General features: G+C 42.8%; 15 protein-coding genes. 14 read left to right on the top strand and 1 reads right to left on the bottom strand.

Translation table 11 applies throughout. The annotated features are described in order from the left end of the window. Nucleotides 1-23 precede the first annotated feature (23 nt). The 14 genes from WJM94_RS02645 to rmf all read left to right on the top strand — a co-directional run bounded on the left by WJM94_RS02645 (nucleotide 24) and on the right by rmf (nucleotide 21163). Nucleotides 24-497: a GAF domain-containing protein gene (locus WJM94_RS02645; RefSeq protein WP_444492689.1), complete on the top strand. Its 474-nt coding sequence runs from the start codon at nucleotides 24-26 to the stop codon at nucleotides 495-497. Nucleotides 498-595: 98 nt separating this feature from the next. After that, nucleotides 596-1225, top strand: a complete 630-nt coding sequence (gene proQ, locus WJM94_RS02640) for an RNA chaperone ProQ (protein ID WP_444492688.1) — start codon at nucleotides 596-598, stop codon at nucleotides 1223-1225. A 17-nt stretch (nucleotides 1226-1242) separates the two neighbouring features. After that, nucleotides 1243-3249 carry a carboxy terminal-processing peptidase gene (gene prc, locus WJM94_RS02635; RefSeq protein WP_444492687.1) on the top strand — a complete coding sequence of 669 codons (2007 nt, stop codon included), beginning with the start codon at nucleotides 1243-1245 and terminating at the stop codon, nucleotides 3247-3249. Nucleotides 3250-3445: 196 nt separating this feature from the next. Next, nucleotides 3446-4123: a hypothetical protein gene (locus tag WJM94_RS02630; RefSeq protein WP_444492686.1), complete on the top strand. Its 678-nt coding sequence runs from the start codon at nucleotides 3446-3448 to the stop codon at nucleotides 4121-4123. A 236-nt stretch (nucleotides 4124-4359) separates the two neighbouring features. Beyond that, nucleotides 4360-6966 (top strand): aminopeptidase N, encoded by a 2607-nt coding sequence (pepN, locus tag WJM94_RS02625; protein ID WP_444492685.1) that lies wholly within the window; start codon nucleotides 4360-4362, stop codon nucleotides 6964-6966. Between the two features lie 58 nt (nucleotides 6967-7024). Next, nucleotides 7025-7243: a DUF2835 domain-containing protein gene (locus WJM94_RS02620; RefSeq protein ID WP_444492684.1), complete on the top strand. Its 219-nt coding sequence runs from the start codon at nucleotides 7025-7027 to the stop codon at nucleotides 7241-7243. Between the two features lie 202 nt (nucleotides 7244-7445). After that, complete coding sequence (locus tag WJM94_RS02615) at nucleotides 7446-12287, top strand: NAD-glutamate dehydrogenase (protein WP_444492683.1); 4842 nt, start codon at nucleotides 7446-7448, stop codon at nucleotides 12285-12287. 305 nt (nucleotides 12288-12592) lie between these two features. Beyond that, entirely contained in the window at nucleotides 12593-13603 is a 1011-nt protein-coding gene (gene pyrD / locus WJM94_RS02610; protein ID WP_444492682.1) for a quinone-dependent dihydroorotate dehydrogenase, read from the top strand. Between the two features lie 167 nt (nucleotides 13604-13770). Next, nucleotides 13771-14313: a cell division protein ZapC gene (locus tag WJM94_RS02605; protein WP_444492681.1), complete on the top strand. Its 543-nt coding sequence runs from the start codon at nucleotides 13771-13773 to the stop codon at nucleotides 14311-14313. 496 nt (nucleotides 14314-14809) lie between these two features. Continuing rightward, nucleotides 14810-16933: a bifunctional 23S rRNA (guanine(2069)-N(7))-methyltransferase RlmK/23S rRNA (guanine(2445)-N(2))-methyltransferase RlmL gene (rlmKL, locus tag WJM94_RS02600; protein WP_444492680.1), complete on the top strand. Its 2124-nt coding sequence runs from the start codon at nucleotides 14810-14812 to the stop codon at nucleotides 16931-16933. A gap of 17 nt (nucleotides 16934-16950) precedes the next feature. Further along, the gene (locus WJM94_RS02595) at nucleotides 16951-17193 is read left to right on the top strand and encodes a glutaredoxin family protein (RefSeq protein WP_444492679.1); all 243 of its coding nucleotides are present in this window, start codon (nucleotides 16951-16953) and stop codon (nucleotides 17191-17193) included. Next, nucleotides 17171-19090: an ABC transporter ATP-binding protein gene (locus tag WJM94_RS02590; protein ID WP_444492678.1), complete on the top strand. Its 1920-nt coding sequence runs from the start codon at nucleotides 17171-17173 to the stop codon at nucleotides 19088-19090. The genes WJM94_RS02595 and WJM94_RS02590 overlap by 23 nt, the downstream gene beginning before the upstream one ends. Nucleotides 19091-19097: 7 nt before the next feature. Then, complete coding sequence (locus tag WJM94_RS02585) at nucleotides 19098-20819, top strand: DUF3466 family protein (RefSeq protein WP_444492677.1); 1722 nt, start codon at nucleotides 19098-19100, stop codon at nucleotides 20817-20819. A 170-nt stretch (nucleotides 20820-20989) separates the two neighbouring features. Next, entirely contained in the window at nucleotides 20990-21163 is a 174-nt protein-coding gene (gene rmf, locus WJM94_RS02580) for a ribosome modulation factor (protein WP_005532367.1), read from the top strand. Nucleotides 21164-21282: 119 nt separating this feature from the next. Here the strand turns inward: rmf and fabA are convergent, their stop codons facing one another. Then, nucleotides 21283-21801: a bifunctional 3-hydroxydecanoyl-ACP dehydratase/trans-2-decenoyl-ACP isomerase gene (gene fabA / locus WJM94_RS02575; protein WP_010448008.1), complete on the bottom strand. Its 519-nt coding sequence runs from the start codon at nucleotides 21799-21801 to the stop codon at nucleotides 21283-21285. Between the last annotated feature and the right edge of the window lie 8 nt (nucleotides 21802-21809).

The following is a 21809-nucleotide window of genomic DNA, read 5'->3' as shown; positions in this document are numbered from 1 at the left end:
TTATTAATAAGTAGGAAGTTAATATGAACATAGAACAGTATCAAAGACTAACCAAGCAAGCAGCTGCACTTATTGAATCAGAGCCAGACCTGATTGCTAACTTGGCAAACCTGAGCTCACTTCTGTTTATGGAGCTAGAAGACCTAAACTGGGCAGGTTTCTACCTGACAAAAGGTGATGAGCTGGTTCTTGGTCCGTTCCAGGGTAAGCCGGCTTGTGTCCGCATCCCAATGGGACGTGGAGTCTGTGGTACCGCAGCAAAAACTAACACTACACAAAGAGTATATGACGTTCACGAGTTTGAAGGACATATTGCTTGTGATGCAGCAAGTAATTCGGAAATTGTGATTCCGTTTACAATTAATGGGAAAGTTGCGGGTGTACTTGATATTGATAGCCCAAATATCGGTAGATTCAGTGAAACTGACGAAGAAGGTCTCACTCATTTTATGTCAGAAGTAGAAAAGCTGCTTAATTCACACGCGAACAACGCATAAATTAGTCCACGAGTGTGGTTTTTCCTTGGCATGTCACTATAATACGAGAATATTTTTTCTTAATGCTCTGCGGAAATCCGCTCAAACCAGGAACCCTCATGACTGAAAAGTTAAAAAACAGCAAAGAAGTTATTGCATATATTGCTGAATGTTTCCCTAAGTGCTTTACTTTAGAAGGTGAAGCAAAGCCCCTGAAAATTGGTATTTTTCAAGATCTTGCGGAACGTCTAAATGAAGACGAAAAAGTAAGCAAAACTCAGCTTCGTGCAGCGTTAAGACAGTACACTTCATCATGGCGTTACCTACACGGTGTAAAACCAGGTGCGGTACGTGTTGATCTAGATGGCAATCCATGTGGTGAGCTAGAAGAAGAACACGTAGAACACGCAAAAGCGACACTAACTGAAAGCAAAGCGAAAGTTCAAGCTCGTCGTAAAGAACAAGCACAGAAAGCTCGTGAAGAGGGTAAGGCGAAAGCGAAACCAGCGGCTAATAAAAAGCCTCAACAGCCTCGTCGCGCTAACAAACCAAAAGTACAAAAAGAAACTCAGCCTGTAGAAACACGCGCGCTAAATGCTGACGAAATCACAGTAGGTAATGCAGTTAACGTGAACATGGGCAAAGGAAACATGGCAGCGACCATTGTTGAAGTCAATAAGGATGATGTACGTGTTCAACTAGCTAACGGCCTACAAATGGTTGTAAAAGCGGAGCACTTGCGCGCATAAGGGAGATACTCCTACGCATGAATTGCCGTTCAAAAGTGACCCTGATCGCTGCTAGCTTATTGCTAGCAGCATCAGCTCAGGCTCTCGAAGCCAAACTACATAAAGATGACTTGCCGGTGCTTACTCCTGAAGTTCAGCACGAAACGGCTAGCAAACGAGTCACCTCTCGATTTACCCGCTCTCATTATAAGCACTTCAGTCTGGATGATGATTTCTCCAAAGCGATTTTTGAACGCTATGTAGAAATGCTTGATTATAATAGAAATATTTTTACTCAAGCAGACATTGATTCGTTCAATCAATGGTCAGTTCAACTGGATGATCAGCTCAAATCAGGTAACAACCAGATTGCTTTCGACGTTTACAATCTTTCGATGCAAAAACGTTTTGAGCGTTTTGCCTATGCATTGACGTTACTCGACAATGAAATCAAGTTTGATATTGATGATGAAATTGAACTTGATCGTTCAGAAGCTGCATGGCCGAAAGATGAGCAAGAGATCAATGAGTTGTGGCGCAAACGTGTTAAATACGATGCATTAAATCTAAAACTGACTGGCAAAGAATGGCCAGAAATAAAAGAAGTTTTAGAGAAGCGTTACAACAACGCAATGAAGCGAATCACTCAGACCAACAATGAAGATGCATTCCAACTTTACATGAATGCCTTCGCACGACAGGTCGATCCTCACACTAGTTACCTTTCTCCGCGTAACGCAGAACAGTTCCAGTCAGAGATGAACCTTTCATTGGAAGGGATTGGTGCTGTTTTACAATTAACGGATGATTACACGGTTATTCGTTCGTTAGTTGCTGGTGGACCAGCGTCAAAGAGCAAGCAACTTGGTGAAGGTGACCGAATCATTGGTGTTGGCCAAGATGGTGAAGAGATTGTCGATATCATTGGATGGCGCTTAGATGATGTTGTAGAGTTAATCAAAGGTCCGAAAGGGACAAAGGTTAACCTACAAATATTGCCGGAAGCCTCTGGAGCCAAGAGTTACATTGTCACTATTGTGCGAGACAAAGTACGTTTGGAAGACCGTGCTGTTAAATCGGAAATTATTGAAAAAGATGGAAAGAAAATCGGAGTACTTGAAGTCCCGAGTTTCTATGTCGGTCTTTCTCAAGACACAGATAAACTGCTTTCAGAGTTAAAGACTAAGAAAGTTGATGGTGTCATTGTTGATTTACGTAATAACGGCGGCGGCGCATTAACTGAAGCAACAGCACTAACGGGCCTGTTCATTAAGGATGGTCCGGTCGTACAAGTTCGCGACAGTTACGGTCGTATTAAGGTCAATGCCGACACTGATGGGCAAATCAGCTACGACGGTCCATTAACGGTTTTGATTAACCGCTATAGTGCATCTGCTTCGGAAATCTTTGCAGCAGCAATGCAAGATTACGGTCGAGCTATCATTCTCGGTGAGAATTCTTTTGGTAAAGGAACTGTACAGCAGCACCGTTCGTTGAACCATATTTATGATCTTTTTGATAAAGAGCTAGGTTATGTTCAATACACGATTCAGAAGTTCTACCGTATCGATGGTGGTAGTACTCAAAACCGTGGGGTAGCGCCGGATATTGCTTATCCAACGCCTATTGAAGCTTCTGAAACCGGTGAAAGTGTTGAGGAAAATGCGTTGCCTTGGGATAGTATCGACAAAGCAATTTACGAAACTTACCCAAGTAATAAAGCATTAGTCGAAACTCTGACGACTTTACATAACAAGCGTATCGCGGATGAAATGGAATTTCGTTTCATCAACGAGGATATTCAGAAATATCGTAAAGAGAAAGATAATAACTTCTTGTCTCTTAACGAAAAAGTGCGTAAAGGTGAACAAGATTCTGAAGATGTACTTCGTCTAGAACGCATTAATGAGCGTCAAAAAGCTTCAGGCAAAAAGCCATATAAGTCATTAGAAGATGTGCCTAAAGACTATGAAGCCCCAGATGTATATCTTGATGAATCTGTCTCAATTATGATTGATATGCTAAAAGCGTCGAATCAGTCATAAAGACTAGTAATTCAGTACCACAAGAGCGAGTCCTGACGACTCGCTCTTTTTTTTATCTCTTTTAGTCTGTTTTTCACCGGAATATCGAGATAAATATGCGCTTTTTTTGTACTAATAATTTACGTGATGTAGCTCCAATATTTCGCCAAAACGGAGGCTAAAGCCTAAGCTAAAAGAAAATGATAAGGATGCCGGTATGAAATGGTTCTTTATTTTACTTAGTCTTTTTTGCTTTAGTGTGTTGAGCGCAGACGCAGATAACGCCAGAGAAAGAGAAGAAGAATTAAGTCATTTTGACACCCCGTTTCTAATCGGGGATTGGTACTTGCTGAATCCTAACCCAGGAGAGTCGGCGGAAAATTTTCGCGCCATCAAATTATCTTTGGGATCAGACTATATGTTTTCCATAGATATTCAAAAAAAAGACTACTCAGTTGACCACTGGGAAGGGCTTTATAATGTCAGTGAAGATACCATTGTTCTTGGTCTAAATACCGATGAGCCTCAAATATACGCATATCAGAATAATCACAATACACTCGATCTAAACGGTGTAACTTTCACAAAAGGTCTTTCAAATGCGCTTGCTGGTATCTGGTCAAGTTCCTATGTTTCTGGATCGGGATTGGCGGCGAGTAAAATCAATCACATGGATTTAATTCTTCAGCCGGATTTTGTGTTTTTGTTCCGAGTGTCAAATGAGGCCGGGAAAGAATCCATCAAACAAGGTGTGTTTTATACAGAGGATGAGTATTTGGTTCTTCTGTACGAAAATGGAGAACATGGTACTACGTATAAACTCAATAAAAACGAGTTGACGATAGAAGACTCAAATGGTGATATGTACGCGGTTTTAAATCGAGTAACGCAATAGCTCAATAACGTACTTTATAATTAATTTACCGTGACTTATGACCGGTGAAAACTAAAATGTTGTGTAATTGTTAATCATAAAGTAGAGCTAGAACACTATTAGCTCTATTTTTTTGTAGAAAGACTTGTATTTTGATACCACAGCCCCTACAAATAGCTTATATATTGATACCACTTCAGCTTTTATTCATCTAAAGAAGTGGTTGTTTGTTCTTCGACATACAAGGATTTATGGACATGTCCCAAGCTCCCCAAGCCAAATATCGTAAAGATTATAAAGCGCCATCTCATACTATTACCGACATTGATCTTACTTTTGATCTTTATGATAACGACACAATTGTCACTGCTGTTTCAAAGGTAGTTCAAAAGGGTGAACTGACCTCACTGGAGTTGGATGGTGAAGGGTTAGAGCTTCGTTCTGTCAAAGTGAACGGAGAAGACTGGGCACACCATGAAGTTAAAGAATCCTCTCTGGTACTGTCCAATCTTCCAACTGAGTTTTTACTTGAGATCATCACCAAGATTGATCCTGAAGCAAACACGGCACTTGAAGGTTTATACAAATCTGGAGGTGCTTTCTGTACTCAATGTGAAGCAGAAGGCTTCCGCCGCATTACGTACTATCTGGATCGCCCGGATGTGTTAGCAAAGTACACTACAACAGTGATAGCAGATAAAGGGGCTTACCCTTACTTGTTGAGCAATGGTAACCGCATAGCAGAAGGCGAAGTAGAAAATGGTCGTCACTGGGTTAAATGGCAAGACCCGCATCCAAAACCAGCCTATCTATTTGCATTGGTTGCGGGTGATTTTGATGTACTGCGTGATAAGTACACCACAATGTCAGGTCGTGATGTAGATCTGGAGATTTTCGTTGATAAAGGAAACCTTGATCGTGCGCCTCATGCTATGACTTCGCTGATCAACTCCATGAAGTGGGATGAAGAGCGCTTCGGCCTTGAGTACGATCTCGACATCTACATGATCGTAGCTGTCGATTTCTTTAATATGGGTGCGATGGAAAATAAAGGCTTGAATATCTTTAACTCGAAGTTTGTTCTAGCGAATGACCAAACGGCTACAGACCGCGATTATCTTGGTATTGAAGCAGTAATTGGCCACGAGTACTTCCATAACTGGACAGGTAACCGTGTGACTTGTCGCGACTGGTTCCAATTAAGCTTAAAAGAAGGGCTAACGGTATTCCGTGATCAAGAATTCTCTTCTGATCTTGGTTCCCGCGCTGTTAACCGCATTGATAATGTTCGAATTATCCGTGGTCCTCAGTTCGCTGAAGACTCAAGCCCAATGTCGCATCCAATTCGCCCTGATAAAGTGATCGAGATGAATAACTTCTACACCTTAACTGTTTATGAAAAAGGTAGTGAAGTGATTCGTATGTACCATACCTTATTGGGTGAAGAAGGGTTCCAAAAAGGCATGAAGCTGTACTTCGAACGCCACGATGGTACAGCTGCGACTTGTGAAGACTTTGTCTCTGCAATGGAAGATGCAACGGGTGTCGATCTAAAACAATTCCGCCTATGGTATAGCCAGTCTGGTACGCCAACATTACGCGTAAACAGCGAGTACAATGCACAAGCGAATACATATTCTCTGACAGTGGAGCAGTTTACTGAAGCGACGCATGATCAATCAGAGAAACAAGCACTGCACATTCCATTTGATATCGAATTGTATGATGAAAATGGTCAGGTTATTCCGTTGATTATAGATGGCAAATCTGTTCATAACGTGTTGGATATTAAGCAAGACAAGCAGACGTTTGTGTTTGAAAATGTGGAAGTGAAGCCAGTACCATCCTTACTTCGAGAGTTCTCGGCTCCGGTTAAACTAGAATACGATTACAGCGATGACGAGCTTACTTTCCTGATGAAGCATGCCACTAACGACTTTGCTCGTTGGGATGCTAGCCAAATGCTATTGGCAAAATACATCCGTCAAAATGTGATTAATGTCCAAGCTGGCCAGGAAGTTAAACTGTCTGAAGAAGTGATTGATGCGTTCCGTGGCGTATTGCTTGACGCAAACCTTGAGCCAGCGTTTATCGCGCACGTCCTCTCACTACCTTCGATCAATGAAATCACCGGTTGGTATCAACAGATTGATATTGATGCTGTGGATGCTGTACTGAATGGAATTACACTGTCACTTTCTAAAGAGTTAGAAGAGGAACTGGGTGCGACATACCACGTTTTAAAACAAGCAGTGTACTCAATAGATCACGATTCTATTGGTAAGCGAGCACTGCGTAATCAGTGTCTGCAATTTCTGGCTCATACAGATAAAGGTAACGAACTGGTTAGCGCGCAATACGAATCTGCGAACAATATGACAGATACGATTGCGGCAATGACAGCGGCGAATAGTGCACAACTTGAATGTCGTGAATTACTAATGTCGGATTATAGCGATAAGTGGAAACATGACGGTCTGGTTATGGACAAGTGGTTTACACTACAAGGTAGTAACCCTGCAAAAGATGCGCTAGAAAAAGTCAAAGCTACCATGTCTCATGAAGCTTTCAGTTTGAAAAATCCAAACCGTACTCGTAGCTTAATTGGCTCATTCTTAGGCGCAAACCCTGTTCGTTTCCACGATAAGTCTGGTTCAGGTTACCAGTTTGCTGGCGAGATTCTCCGTCAGTTAAATGACACGAACCCTCAAGTGGCTTCGCGTCTGATCGATCCACTACTTAAATTCCGTAAGTACGATGAAAGTCGTCAAGATCTGATCCGTGCGGAACTTGAGAAACTAAAAGCGATGGATAATCTGGCAAACGATTTGTTTGAAAAAGTCAGTAAAGCTCTGGACGAATAATCCATAAAAGAATAGGGTGGCGACAAAGGCCGCCCTTTTTTATGACGTTTTTTCTTTCATGAAGCACTATTATTTTACTCTTAACATTCCGTATCAAACATTTCTGTCACATTACTCTGGTGTTTCAAACGCTATCCAAGTAGTGACCCATAACGGATTAAGGTTGCAGTTGCCTGCGAACAAATTCAGACCATTTCTTAGCCAATTAGGCATTAGAGGCCAATTTAGACTAACAACTGACCAAAATAACAAGTTTATTAAGTTGGAAACTCTGTGATGTGAGGCATTTTCAGGTGTTTAAATAGGAATCTTAGTCACAGAATCAGACATTTCACCTCATACCACCACTAATAGTTGTTAAACATTTGTAATTATCCTTTTACAATAGGCCGTATGCATTACCAATGCTTAGTTTTCAGGAAATCCCCCCTGTTGCTGAGTCCCCCTACAAAACAACAATTATTCTGTGGAGTGTGAATATGACCGCGCGTGAAAATGTAGTGCCGGTTCTTCTTGAAAAAGTTTACCAACTGATTCAAGACAAACTCGAGCTTTCTCACCAGACGCTTGTAACAAAACTTGCTAAGCACTTATTTAGTAACATTTCTAATGATGACCTGATTCAGAGAAACGAATCTGATCTCTATGGTGCTGTTATCAGCCTCTGGCATCATATTAATGAAAAGAATCCAGAAGAGATTTCGGTACAAGTCTTCAACCCGACTGTTAGCCGTCACGGCTGGCAATCAACTCACACAATCGTAGAAGTTGTTGTTCCAGATAGTCCATTTTTAGTGGATTCAATCAAGATGGCGTTAGCACGCTTAGACTTGGTTTCTCATCTAATGTTAAATAATCCCACTCAACTGCAACGAGATGAAAGCGGTCACGTGATCGACGTGAATGGTGAGGGGGGTGTTCTTCAGTCTCTATTCCATATTGAAGTCGATCGTCTAACCAGCAAAGATGAGATGCATGCGCTAAAAGCGGAACTTATCGACATCCTTTCCGATACTCGTCTAGTCGTTAGCGATTGGAAACCGATGGTTGACAAGTTGATAGTGGTTACCGATCAACTTGAGAAGGATAAAGATCGAGTTTCAATCCAAAAAGATCGTATGGATGAAACCATTGCGTTTCTTCGTTGGTTAGGGGAACACAACTTTACCTTTATGGGCTACAAAGAGTACGACCTATTTGAAGACAATGGTGATACAGAACTAAGACCAGTAAAAGAGAAGGGACTTGGCCTGTTTGCTGATGACAAACGTATTCGTAGCGTTAAGTTAGCAGAGTTGTCAGATTCGGCACGACTAGAAGCGAAAAAACCATACGCTCTAATCATGACAAAAGGTAATCGACCATGTCGTATTCACCGTCCGGCTTATACCGACTATATCGGCATTAAGAAATTTGATGAAAATGGCAAAGTGATTGGTGAACACCGTTTCACAGGCCTATACACATCGGCAGTATACAACCAGGCAGTACAAAGTATTCCTCTTATTCGTGAAAAAGTGGATCGTATCCTTGCGGCAAGTGGTTACCGTCATGGCTCGTACTCTTACAAAGCACTGCACAATATTTTAGAAAACTATCCGCGTGATGAACTGCTACAAGCGAACGAAGAAGAGTTGCTCGAAGTCGGCATGGGCGTGGTACAAATGCAAGATCGTGACTTAATACGAGTATTTGTTCGCAAAGACCCGTTCGGTCGCTTCTTCAGTTGCATGGTTTATGTCACAAAAGAACGCTACAACACAGAGCTTCGTCGCCAGACTCAACGTATTTTTAAGCAGTACTTCGGCTCTGAACAAGAAGTTGAGTTTACGACTTACTTCTCAGAAAGTCCTTTGGCAAGAACACATTACATTGTTCGTGTAGACAATAATAACATTGACGTAGACGTGAAAAAGATCGAGCAGAATCTAATGGAAGTTTCCACCTCTTGGGACGACAGACTGAAAGAGTCTATCATTGCTAATTTCGGTGAAAGTAAAGGTCTTCCACTTTCAAAAGAATACATGAGTGCGTTCCCGCGTTCGTATAAAGAAGACATGATGCCGGGCTCTGCTGTGGCGGACATTGAACGTCTAGAAGCATTGAGCGATGACAATAAGTTGGGCATGTTGTTCTACCGTGCTCAAGAAGTAGCAACTGACTCAAAAGCAGTTCGTTTGAAACTTTACCATCGCGACGAACCGATCCATCTTTCTGACGTGATGCCAATGTTGGAAAACTTAGGTCTACGCGTGATCGGTGAATCACCATATGAAATTGAGAAGACTAATGGTCAGACATTCTGGATCCTAGATTTCTCAATGCTGCATAAGAGTGAAAAGACTGTTGATCTTCGCGAAGCACGAGATCGATTCCAGCAAGCGTTTGCAGCAATTTGGTCTGGCAACCTAGAAAGTGATGGCTTTAACCGACTTGTTCTGGGTGCATCACTAACTGGACGTGAAATTTCAATTCTTCGTGCTTACGCACGTTACATGCGTCAAGTTGGCTTCCCGTTTAGTCAACAGTATATTGAAGATACGCTAAGCCACTACCCAGATCTAGCAACGGGTCTAGTGACACTGTTTGCGAAGCGATTCGATCCTAAGTTCAAAGGCAGTGAAAAAGGTCAGAACGATCTTATCAAGAAGCTAACTGAGCAATTGGATCGTGTAGAAAGCTTGGATGATGATCGTATCATTCGTCGTTACATGGAAATGATCCTGGCGACGCTACGTACCAATTACTACCAAACAGACGAAAACAAACAGCCTAAGCCTTGGTTGTCGTTGAAAATGAAGCCAAGTGAAATTCCAGAGATTCCGCAACCTGTACCGGCATTCGAAATTTTCGTTTACGCACCGGACATCGAAGGTGTTCATTTACGTGGTGGTAAAGTTGCTCGTGGTGGCCTACGTTGGTCTGATCGCCAGGAAGATTTCCGTACTGAGATTCTTGGCTTGGTTAAAGCACAGCAAGTTAAGAACACCGTTATTGTTCCTGTAGGTGCTAAAGGTGGTTTCGTATGTAAACGTCAACCATCATTAACAAACCGTGACGAAATTTTTGCTGAAGGTCAACGCTGTTACAAGCGTTTCATCCGTGCGTTGCTTGATGTATCAGACAACATCATCGAAGGCGAAGTAGTTCCTCCGCAAAGTGTTGTCCGTCATGATGAAGATGACCCATATTTGGTTGTTGCAGCAGATAAAGGTACGGCGACGTTCTCTGATCTAGCTAACTCAGTATCTGATGAATACAACTTCTGGTTGGGTGACGCATTTGCTTCTGGTGGCTCTAACGGTTACGACCACAAAGCAATGGGTATCACAGCTAAAGGTGGCTGGGAGTCAGTGAAGCGTCATTTCCGTGAAATGGGAATCGACTGCCAAACAACAGACTTTACTGCGATTGGTGTGGGTGACATGGCAGGGGATGTATTTGGTAACGGTATGCTGCTTTCGAAGCATATTCGTCTACAAGCCGCATTCAACCACATGAACATCTTTATTGATCCAAACCCAGATTCAGCTTCTAGCTGGGAAGAGCGTAACCGATTGTTTAATCTACCAAGATCAAGCTGGGAAGATTACAACAAAGATTTGATCTCTCAAGGTGGTGGTATTTTCTCTCGTCGTGCGAAATCGATCCAACTGACACCTGAAATTCAGAAAATGTTGGGTACGAAGAAAGCATCTCTGGCGCCAAACGATCTGATTAAGATGATCCTGAAAATGAAAGTGGATCTTCTTTGGAATGGTGGTATTGGTACTTACGTTAAAGCTTCTCATGAGACGCACACCGATGTAGGTGACCGTGCAAACGACATGCTACGAATCGATGGCCGTGATTTAAGAGCTAAAGTAGTAGGTGAAGGCGGTAACTTAGGTATGACTCAGCAAGGTCGTATCGAATACGCACTCAACGGTGGCCGTGTGAACACCGACTTCGTTGATAACGTAGGTGGTGTTGACTGTTCGGATAACGAAGTAAACATCAAGATCTTCCTGAATGGTCTGGTCTCTAATGGTGATCTCACTATTAAGCAACGTAACCAGATCTTAGAGTCTATGGAAGATGAAGTTGGCGAAATCGTTCTGGATGACGCGTACTGCCAATCAGAGTCTATCTCTGTTACCGAGCAGCAAGGTGTCAGCGTCGTTAAAGAGCAGATTCGATTCATTCATACCATGGAAAAAGCAGGGTACTTGGATCGTGCTCTGGAATACATTCCAGATGATGAGACGCTGCTTGAGCGTGAGAAGCAAGGCCTTGGTCTAACTCGCCCAGAGCTATCTGTATTGGTTGCTTACGGCAAAATGGTTCTGAAACAGCTGCTTGCAACAGACGAAATTGCGAATGATGAGTTCCACGCTAAACAGTTAGTTGCGTACTTCCCAAGTGAGTTACGCCGTAACTATAAAGATCAAATGGTTAATCATCCGCTGCGTGTTGAAATTATCGCAACTGCGTTAGCAAACCAAATGGTCAACGAGATGGGCTGTAACTTTGTCACTCGTCTACAAGAAGAAACAGGTGCAAGCGTTGTTGATATCGCGAATGCTTACAGTGCAGCACGTGAAATTTTCGAACTAGAATCGATTCTTAACCAGACTCGTGAACTGGACAACGTAGCGGCAGCACAAGCTCAATACGAAATCATGTTCTACGTTCGTCGTGCACTACGCCGTATCGCACGTTGGCTACTACGTAATCGCAGCGGTAAGTACACGGTAGGTGAGTTGATCAACCTTTACAAACAAGATGTGAATGTTATCAGTGAAACACTGGATACTATGCTTGTTGAGTCAGAAGTTGAAGAACACAACGAAGTCGCATTGGCGTGGATTGGAAAAGGTGTCGAAGAGTCACTTGCTCATAAAGTTGCGCGTCTATCTAGCCTTCAGTCTGCATTGGATATCTCTGCAGTCGCGAGTGAAACGGGTAAAACAGTTGAGCAAGCGTCTAAGTTGTACTTCAACTTAGGTGATCGTCTATCTCTGCATTGGTTCTTGAAGCAAATCAACAACCAAGCGGTCGACAACAACTGGCAAGCTCTAGCGAGAGCGGCATTCCGTGAAGACTTAGATTGGCAGCAACGTCAGTTAACCGCTCAGGTACTAAGTTGTGCATGTGCGACAGAAGAGTTCGATGTAATGGAAGCGCTCGATCATTGGATCGATACTAACGAGCCTTCGCTGCAACGTTGGGAGAGTATCCTCAACGAGTTTAAAGTAGGCTCTGTACATGAGTTTGCGAAATTCTCAGTTGCACTTCGCGAACTGGTACTTCTTAACTTGAACTGTTCATCTATCGAGTAGAAGAGAAAGGTCAAACAAAGCCCCGTAGAAATACGGGGCTTTTTTTATACTCGGTCAGGATTTTATTAAAATTAACGTTACAATGTAACATTGATTTGAACTTTAAATGTACTGAAATCGATTGCTTTCCTGTAATTAATTATGAATTTTGAGAACAAAAAATTCCAATAAGCTACTGTTTTAACTAAATATTTTATTTTGAAAAATATGTTTTTACTTAATCCGTTCATTTTCATTGAATTACGATTAAAAACAGTAAATAATATTGTCCCGTTTACACGGGGCTTTTTTCTTTCGGAGGCACAATGCTTTACCGTCTAGCCAGAACTGGCTTTTTCCAACTTGATGCCGAAAAGGCACATGATCTAGCAATTAAGAACTTCCAACGCTTTAACGGCACACCTCTTGATCTTTTCTATCGTCAACAATTACCAAATCGTCCAGTAGATTGCATGGGGTTAACATTCCGTAACCCTGTAGGTCTAGCTGCTGGTTTAGATAAAAACGGCGAATGTATCGAAGCGTTTGACGCGATGGGCTTTGGTTTCGTTGAAGTCGGTACTGTAACTCCACGTCCTCAACCTGGCAATGATAAGCCACGCTTATTCCGTTTGGTGGAAGCCGAGGGCATCATTAACCGCATGGGTTTTAACAATTTGGGCGTTGATAACCTGGTTGAAAATGTTAAGAAAGCGAAGTTCAACTGCGTTCTAGGCATCAATATCGGTAAGAATAAAGACACTCCGATAGAGAAAGGGGCAGAAGACTACCTGATTTGTATGGAAAAAGTATACGAATACGCTGGTTATATCGCAGTGAATATTTCTTCTCCAAACACTCCAGGATTACGTTCTCTTCAGTACGGTGAGGCACTTGATGAGCTGCTTTCTGAACTAAAAGTGAAACAGGCTGAGCTGGAAAAGAAACATGGTAAATATGTACCGTTAGCTCTTAAGATAGCACCAGACTTAAGTGACGACGAGATCGTTCAGATTTGTGAGTCTCTGATTAAGAACAATATTGATGGTGTGATCGCAACCAACACCACGCTTGATCGCACTGTTGTTGAAGGAATGAAACACGCAAACGAAGCGGGTGGGTTAAGTGGCCGTCCGGTACAGTCTCGTTCTACAGAAGTAGTTCGTAAACTTCACGAAACGCTTGGAGACAAACTTCCGATTATTGGTGTTGGTGGTATTGACTCTTATGTTGCGGCAAAAGAAAAGATGATGGCAGGTGCTAAACTGGTTCAAGTTTACACTGGCTTCATTTACCACGGACCTGGTTTAGTACGAGATATTGTTAAAAATCTGTAAATAAATTTAACAAATAGCTGAGTTTTCAGTGCTTATTACATAAAAAGAGGATCTTGTTTCCTCTTTTTTTTTGTCCGTTCATTTGTAGAATTTAGAAAATCATGAGTAGGTAATTAAGCGTCTTACCTCTTTACCACTGATTTAACTAGTCAAGAGAGAACGGAATAATGCTTAAACCCAGCGACAAATGGAATTGGTATTTTGACGAGCATAAAGCTTGCTTAATGCTGGATTTAGGGGAGGAAATGATTTTCCAAACCAATCTATCCCGAAAGCTGTTAGTCAACTGCGCCTTCTCAAACAACGAATTTACGGTGGATGATGCCAGCGCGTTCCAGACTTTCAATGAACGCATACGGTGTCTAGACATCGGTGAATACCGCCAAGCAGAGCTAACACTGTACTGCGTAGCTGCAAAACGCTTTCATAAGCCAGTACAACCTAAAAGTTGGTTTTTCGATGCTCAGTCTTCTGGATATGAGCCTGAAGAAGGGGACATGGTCTTCTTAACCAATCAATATTCTGAAGGCGTATTCATTGTCTTAGAGCCAGGTGAAACATCGAGCCTGTGCGCTTATGTCGGGCAGGAAGAGTTCATTCTTGATGGTTCTAAATCCCTTCCGTTCGGCCAGCCAATTAAAGTAATGCACGACCGTATGGCTTGTGCGAGCCACCTTTTTGTGATGGCTCCTATGGCTATGGTGGGATAAACCGATTTATTTTCTTTATTTCGTTCCTTTGTTTGCCTTAATCGACCGCTGCAGGTCGATTTTTTTTATCCATTTTCTTCGTCACTCTGCATAACTGACTACTGTAATTGTACGTTTTTCATACACGTAACCATGAAGTAGCTCACTTTTATTCCACTTTTTTTACCTTAGTTTTCTCTAATATTAGGCAACTTGGCGCTTAACATTTGCCTTTTTATTCCCCTATACACATCAAATGTAATTAAATAACAACGTAATTTTTGGTTTGGTATATACCAAATATTATGTGAATGAGTATTCACTATCGCTATATTAGCCATTAAGTTGTCGTGAAAAAGAATGGACAATTAATAAAGGAAAATTGAAATGTAGGAACTTTCAGATCACTTGAATGGCGAGTGTTTGTTCTAACGAAAGGGAAAATACCTTTAAAAACGAAGCATTGATCGTAAAGTCAGGTATAATTGAAGCCATTTTTTATCAGCGAAAGAACACTATGAATCAATATCTCGCGGTAACTTCAAATGGCATGGAAAATTTGCTTGTTGAAGAACTGACTAAACTAGGCATCGAAGATGCGAAACCAGTACAGGCAGGCGTAAAATTTAAAGCCTCAAAGGAACAAATTTATCGCTGTTGTTTGTGGAGCCGCCTAGCGTCTCGATTTGTACGTGTTTTATCTGAATTTACCTGTAACGACGATATGGACCTATACCTTTCTACGTCGTCGATTAACTGGGTAAACCATTTCCACAGTTCAAAGCGTTTTGTCGTCGACTTTAACGGTACAAACCGAGAAATCCGCAATAGCCAATACGGTGCTATGAAAGTAAAAGACGGCATCGTAGATTGCTTTGAAAAGAAAGGGTTGCCACGTCCAAACATCAGCAAAGAACGTCCAGATATTCGCGTTCATGTTCGTTTGCACAAAGATAAAGCGTTGCTTGGTGTTGATATGGTGGGTAGTGGTCTTCATCAACGTGGTTACCGTCCAGAATCTGGTCGTGCACCTCTTCGTGAAACATTAGCGGCCGCCATTATCATGCGTTGTGGGTGGGATGGTCACCAGCCACTTCTGGATCCTATGTGTGGTTCAGGTACGCTACTTATCGAGGCTGCGATGATGGCCGCTAACATGGCTCCTGGCGTTAAGCGCAAGCAGTGGGGGTTTGAGTCTCTGGAAGACTTCGATCCTGAGCTGTGGTCAGAGATTAAATCTGAAGCGAATGTACAGGCTCGTCGTGGCGTCAAAAAAGTTGACGCTAAGTTTTTCGGCTTCGATAACGATCCTAAGGTTTTGAAAGTAGCACAAGATAACGCACGCAGAGCGGGTGTAGAAGAACTCATCGAATTCGCGCAAGGCGATGCTGCAAGGCTTACTCGTCCTGCTGGATTCGAAAATGGCGTTATCGTTTCAAACCCACCTTATGGTGAGCGTTTGGGTACTGAGCCTGGTTTGATTGCGCTATACACAGCGTTTGGTGGTCAACTTAAGTCTGAGTTTGGTGGTTGCAAAGCTTCTATTTTCTCTAGTTCTGATGAACTACTTAGTTGCTTGCGCATGCGTGCAGATAAACAATTCAAATTGAACAATGGTGCGTTACAGTGTCACCAAAAGAACTACTCGATAGCTGAGCGTAGCGCTGATGAAGTAAAAGGTGCGGACTCAAACGTTCAAATCGCACCAGACTTCTCTAACCGCCTTAAAAAGAATATCGGTAAAATCGGTAAATGGGCTCGTAAAGAAGAGCTAGATTGCTACCGTATCTACGACGCAGATCTTCCTGAATACAACGTGGCAATTGATGTATACGGTGACCAAATCGTTATTCAAGAATACGCGGCGCCAAAGAATATTCCTGAAGAAAAAGCAAAACGTCGTCTGACGGATATCATTCGCGCGACAATTCAGGTTGCTGGTGTTGAAGCCAACAAAGTTGTACTTAAAGTCCGTGAGAAACAGAAAGGGCGCAATCAATACCAAAAACTCGGTCAGGTTTCAGAAACACTAGAAGTTCATGAATACGGTGTGAAGCTGATCGTAAACCTGCATGACTACCTTGATACTGGTCTTTTCCTGGATCATAAAATCACGCGACGCCGTCTCGGTGAAATGGCGAAAGGGAAAGATTTCCTCAACCTGTTTGCATACACCGGTAGTGCAACCGTTCACGCTGCCGTTGGTGGTGCTCGCTCAACAACAACAGTTGATATGTCCAATACCTATTTGAACTGGGCGAAAGACAACATGCAGCTTAACGGTTGTGTAGGGCGTCAACATCGCTATGAGCAAGCAGACTGTCTGCAGTGGTTAGAAAACGCAAAAGGTGAATATGATCTTATCTTTATTGATCCACCGACGTTTTCAAACTCAAAGCGTATGGACACCTCATTTGACGTTCAGCGTGATCACATTAAATTGATGAAGAATCTTAAGCGTCTGCTAAGAAGTGAAGGCACTATCGTATTCTCGAACAACAAACGTCATTTTAAGATGGATGAAGAGGCATTGGCGGAGCTAGGTCTGAAAGCGCAAAACATTTCTTCTCAGACTCTTCCATTGGACTTTGAGCGTAATAAACAGATTCACAACTGTTGGTTAGTAACTCACGCAGACTAAACAGAAGGATTTAGGACGTGCTGACATTGTATAGCACAGAGGGGTGCCATCTTTGCGAGATGGCATTTTCTCTCGTAGGTCAGGTTGGCTTGGCCGAACAGACAGATATCGTCGACATTGCATTCGACGATGAACTATTTTCTCGTTACGGCGTCACAATACCCGTATTAAGATATCAAGATTCTGAGTTGAACTGGCCGTTTGACTTAGAGCAACTTACAAATTGGTTGGAATATAATGGCATTACTTACCATTCATAATGCACAGCTAGCATTCGGAGATCATCCGTTACTCGACCACGCAGAATTTGCCTTGCAAGAAAACGAACGGGTTTGTTTAGTAGGGCGCAATGGTGCCGGTAAGTCCACGTTAATGAAAGTGCTTGCTGGAGACATCCTGCTGGATGACGGAAAAATCCAGATTACGCAAGATGTAGTGGTTTCTCGTTTAGAACAGGACCCACCGCGCAATCAGGAAGGTACCGTATACGATTACGTTTCCGGTGGTTTAGCGGAAGTCGGTGAACAACTAAAGATCTATCATGATCTTCTCGATCTTGTAGCGCATGACCCAAGTGAAAAGAACATTAATCGCTTGTCGAAGATTCAGGAGCAACTTGATCACTCCAATGCATGGCGTTTTGATGATCGCGTTAACAACGTCCTTAGTGCTTTGAAACTTAGCCCTGAAACCAAACTGAGTGATCTGTCTGGTGGTTGGCAGCGTAAAGCAGCGTTGGCTCGTGCGCTTGTTTGTGATCCTGATGTGTTACTTCTTGACGAACCTACCAACCACCTGGATGTTACGACAATCGAGTGGCTGGAGAACTTCCTGAAAGATTTTAAAGGTTCGATCATCTTTATTTCACACGACCGTGCGTTCATTAAGTCAATGGCAACTCGCATTGTGGATCTGGATCGCGGCCAGCTTGCTTCTTTCCCGGGCGATTACGACAACTATTTAACGGAAAAAGAAGAGATGCTGCGCGTCGAAGAGATGCAAAATGCAGAATTCGATAAGAAACTCGCTCAAGAAGAAGTTTGGATTCGTCAGGGCATTAAAGCGCGTCGTACTCGTAATGAAGGACGTGTTCGTGCGTTGAAGAAACTTCGCGAAGAGCGTAGTAATCGTCGAGATGTACAAGGTAAAGTAAATTTGAACATCGACGATGCATCTCGCTCTGGCAAAATTGTATTTGAAGCAGAAAATGTTTCCTTTGCTTATGAAGGCAAGAAGATCGTTGATAACTTCAGCTTCAATATTATGCGTGGTGACAGAATCGCTTTAATTGGACCGAACGGCTGTGGTAAGAGTACCGTACTGAAGTTACTTCTCGGTCAATTAGAAGCGCAATCGGGCCGTTTACATTGCGGTACTAAGCTAGAAGTGGCGTACTTCGACCAATATCGTGAGCTATTAGACCCTGAAAAAACGGTGATTGATAACTTAGCGGATGGTAAGCAGGAAGTGATGGTTGGTGGTCGTCCACGCCATGCTCTGAGTTACTTGCAAGATTTCTTGTTCGCGCCAAAACGTGCAAGAACACCAGTAAAAGCGTTATCTGGCGGTGAAAAAAACCGACTATTGTTAGCTCGTATCTTGCTGAAACCAAACAACTTACTTATTCTTGATGAACCAACTAACGATTTGGATATCGAAACGTTGGAACTTTTAGAAGAAATGCTTGCCAACTATCAGGGTACGCTACTATTAGTAAGCCATGATCGTGAGTTCGTTGATAATACAGTAACAACAAGTTGGATCTTCGAAGGTAATGGAATCATTGAAGAGTTTGTTGGTGGTTATCACGATGCAAGACAGCAACGTGAGCAGGTGCTTGTAGCTCGTCAGTCGGTCGAAAAAGCAGCGAGTAAAGAAAAAGTGGTTGAGGAAACTCCCAAAACCCCTCAGCCTAAGAACAACTCAAAGAAATTATCATATAAGCTGCAAAGAGAACTAGAAGCTCTTCCAGCTAAACTAGAACAATTAGAGTCGGATATTGAGACATTGCAAGAACAAGTGAATGATCCAGAGTTCTTCACTAAATCTGTAGAGCAAACTCAGCCGATATTGGAACAGCTTGCTGCGCTTGAGCAGGAGTTGGAAATCGCGTTCGAGAGATGGGAAGAACTCGAAGCAATGCAACAGGATAGTTAAGAATTCAATGAATTGTAGTAACAAATTCAAACTGACCGCCATCGCTATGATGGTAGGTTCATCGATGAGTGCAAATGCTGCATTGTATCAAGTTATCGAAGTTTCACCTGAAGTGAACGGTGACGTCGTTAATTATGAAACGGCTTACGGCGTTGCGATTCAGCAAGGTGATGTGGAAGACGCCTCTACGGGCTCTGCATTCGCTCTTGGTTGTTTTGATGCATCTGCAGGCTGCACAGAAGACACATTTAAGTTAGCGATAGAGACGCGTACCACGCCTTTATCTGCAGGTCAGGCCGTAGACGGTATCAGCTATCGTGAAGAAGTGCCATTTGCAATGGATTCTCGCTTCTATTATGTAGACGATCGCGATGACTTCGAAAGTTACTGTTATTACAACCTAGGTTACAATACTTGTGAAACATGGGCTGCTGTAAACATCGTTCCTTGGGATAGTGAACTATATAAAGACTTCACATCCAATGCGTTGGCATTTGTCGAAGGTGATAGCGCAGCTTATGAGAATGAGTACAACAACGTTATTAATAGCTTAACGCCAGACGGTGAAGTGGTTGGTAACCAAAGCGTAATTAGTGCAGATGACTCTTCTACGCTAGAAACCCGTAATACCGTTGTTGCACCTGTCACTCCAAATATTACTACGGAAGATGGCGAAGCAACGGTAGTGCAAAGCCACGCATGGAAAACAGATGGCGTCTTCACTGTGGGTAGTGTATCGCGTACAGCAAGCAATAATAATGGAACGCACCATACGTCTAAAGCAGCCATTTGGGATCAGGCAGGTAAAGTCTCAGAGCTAGCTTGGCCAAGTAATACTGCAAGTGATAGCAATAGACTGGCTCAAGGTAGCATGCGTGATTTCATTGTTGACGGTTCGACCGTATATGGTGTTGGTTACAACACGTATTCCGATAACAACTACATGAATGCGACAGTATTTGTTGGCACATTACAATCAGAATCATCGATTGATAACGTAACGTGGGCTAATAAAGTGGTGACGGGTGCACGTCAGCGAGAAGACGGTGATACGATTCACTCGAATTCACGTTTGACGGGTGTTAACTCAAACTTTGTAGGTATTGGTGAAGCCAAACGCAGCATCCCGACATCAGGTGCGTATCCTAATCGTTTGTTTATCGTAAAAGACGTCCGTGCTGACTCCCTGAGCGCTGTTTATCCAAACTCTGGCATCTTCTTCACTGGTGCTGGCGGTAAGATGGGCGGCATCAACGCTTACAACGAGATTGTAGGTCAGTTAGATGCAGATTCAACGCGTGAAGATGATGGTAAGCCACGTCGCAAACGCGGATTTATTTACCCCTACAGTGTAGATGGTTCTACAAGCGATCGTGCTGAGTCATTATTTGGTGGCCAGGCGTGGCTCTTGGACTCTTTGACGAACGGTGGTGATTACTCTGACGCGAACAACGAGTTCCGTATCATTGATGCAACTGATATCAACGATGCCGGAGTCATTTCTGGTACTGCACTGAAGTGTGCTGGTGGATACAACTCAACAGCCCACAACGCATCTTGTGATGTTACAGAAGAAGTTGTTGCCGTTAAGCTATTGCCGATTGCTGATCAAACGCAAGACGATATCGTGACTCGAAGTGTGGATGAAGAGAATTCTACGCGCTCAGGTGCTGGTCTTGGTTGGTTAGCTTTGACCATGCTTGGTTTGTTTGGGTTCCGTAGAAAATAGTTAAAAAGTTTAATACAAGCACAGATTCACAGAAATGAGTCTGTGCTTTTTTTATGTCTTGAGAAAATCTCAAAGTTGATCGATTCTTGTAGTTGGAGTCATAAAAACTCCATCAAAGTTTCACAAAAACAGAAGCAAATTAATAAATGGATCTGTATGAGGAATTAACTATGAAGAGACAAAAGCGTGATCGCCTAGAACGAGCTCAATCTCAAGGCTATAAAGCTGGGTTGAATGGAAGGTCCCAAGAGGCTTGCCCATATCAACAAATTGATGCTCGGTCGTATTGGTTAGGTGGTTGGCGTGATGCCAGAGATGAAAAACAATCTGGTCTCTATAAATAACTCCCACATACAACTAGAAGGATTTGAAAGGGCTCTTATGGAGCCTTTTCTGCACTTGTGAAATAGGAAAAGAAAAAGGCTCCCACAGGAGCCTTTAAGAAACTTTAAAGCATTGATGCTTAGAAGCTTGAGGTATCTTGGAACAAACCAACTTTAAGATCTTTAGCTACGTAGATCTCTTTACCATCAACACATACACGGCCATCTGCCAGACCCATAACAAGCTTGCGGTTTACTACGCGCTTCATGTGAATTTCGTAAGTCACTTTCTTCGCTGTTGGAAGGATCTGACCTGTAAATTTCACTTCACCTACACCCAGAGCACGGCCTTTACCTTTACCGCCAACCCAGCCCAGGAAGAAGCCAACAAGTTGCCACATTGCGTCTAAGCCAAGACAGCCAGGCATTACAGGGTCACCAGGGAAGTGACAATCGAAGAACCAAAGATCTGGAGTAATATCCAATTCCGCTAGAATTAAGCCTTTACCAAAGTCACCTTCCGTTTCTGACATTTTGGTAATACGATCCATCATAAGCATGTTTGGCGCAGGTAGCTGTGGGTAACCTGGGCCGAAAAGCTCACCTTGGCTCGAAGCTAGAAGATCATCACGATTATAAGAATCACGTTTGTTTTGCATTATCAATC

This window comes from Vibrio sp. YIC-376, from assembly GCF_052353105.1.
GTDB lineage: Bacteria > Pseudomonadota > Gammaproteobacteria > Enterobacterales > Vibrionaceae > Vibrio.
Note: the sequence above shows the minus strand (reverse complement) of the source record. Positions and strands in the feature narration are given on the sequence as shown.

Excerpts from the sequence above, each read along its gene's own strand:
- WJM94_RS02615 (WP_444492683.1), top strand. The coding sequence starts at position 7,446 with ATGACCGCGCGTGAAAATGTAGTGCCGGTTCTTCTTGAAAAAGTTTAC.
- prc (WP_444492687.1), top strand. The coding sequence starts at position 1,243 with ATGAATTGCCGTTCAAAAGTGACCCTGATCGCTGCTAGCTTATTGCTA.
- WJM94_RS02645 (WP_444492689.1), top strand. The coding sequence starts at position 24 with ATGAACATAGAACAGTATCAAAGACTAACCAAGCAAGCAGCTGCACTT.
- fabA (WP_010448008.1), bottom strand. The coding sequence starts at position 21,801 with ATGCAAAACAAACGTGATTCTTATAATCGTGATGATCTTCTAGCTTCG.
- WJM94_RS02585 (WP_444492677.1), top strand. The coding sequence starts at position 19,098 with ATGAATTGTAGTAACAAATTCAAACTGACCGCCATCGCTATGATGGTA.
- WJM94_RS02620 (WP_444492684.1), top strand. The coding sequence starts at position 7,025 with ATGAAGCACTATTATTTTACTCTTAACATTCCGTATCAAACATTTCTG.
- WJM94_RS02605 (WP_444492681.1), top strand. The coding sequence starts at position 13,771 with ATGCTTAAACCCAGCGACAAATGGAATTGGTATTTTGACGAGCATAAA.
- pyrD (WP_444492682.1), top strand. The coding sequence starts at position 12,593 with ATGCTTTACCGTCTAGCCAGAACTGGCTTTTTCCAACTTGATGCCGAA.
- WJM94_RS02590 (WP_444492678.1), top strand. The coding sequence starts at position 17,171 with ATGGCATTACTTACCATTCATAATGCACAGCTAGCATTCGGAGATCAT.
- proQ (WP_444492688.1), top strand. The coding sequence starts at position 596 with ATGACTGAAAAGTTAAAAAACAGCAAAGAAGTTATTGCATATATTGCT.
- rlmKL (WP_444492680.1), top strand. The coding sequence starts at position 14,810 with ATGAATCAATATCTCGCGGTAACTTCAAATGGCATGGAAAATTTGCTT.
- WJM94_RS02630 (WP_444492686.1), top strand. The coding sequence starts at position 3,446 with ATGAAATGGTTCTTTATTTTACTTAGTCTTTTTTGCTTTAGTGTGTTG.
- rmf (WP_005532367.1), top strand. The coding sequence starts at position 20,990 with ATGAAGAGACAAAAGCGTGATCGCCTAGAACGAGCTCAATCTCAAGGC.
- pepN (WP_444492685.1), top strand. The coding sequence starts at position 4,360 with ATGTCCCAAGCTCCCCAAGCCAAATATCGTAAAGATTATAAAGCGCCA.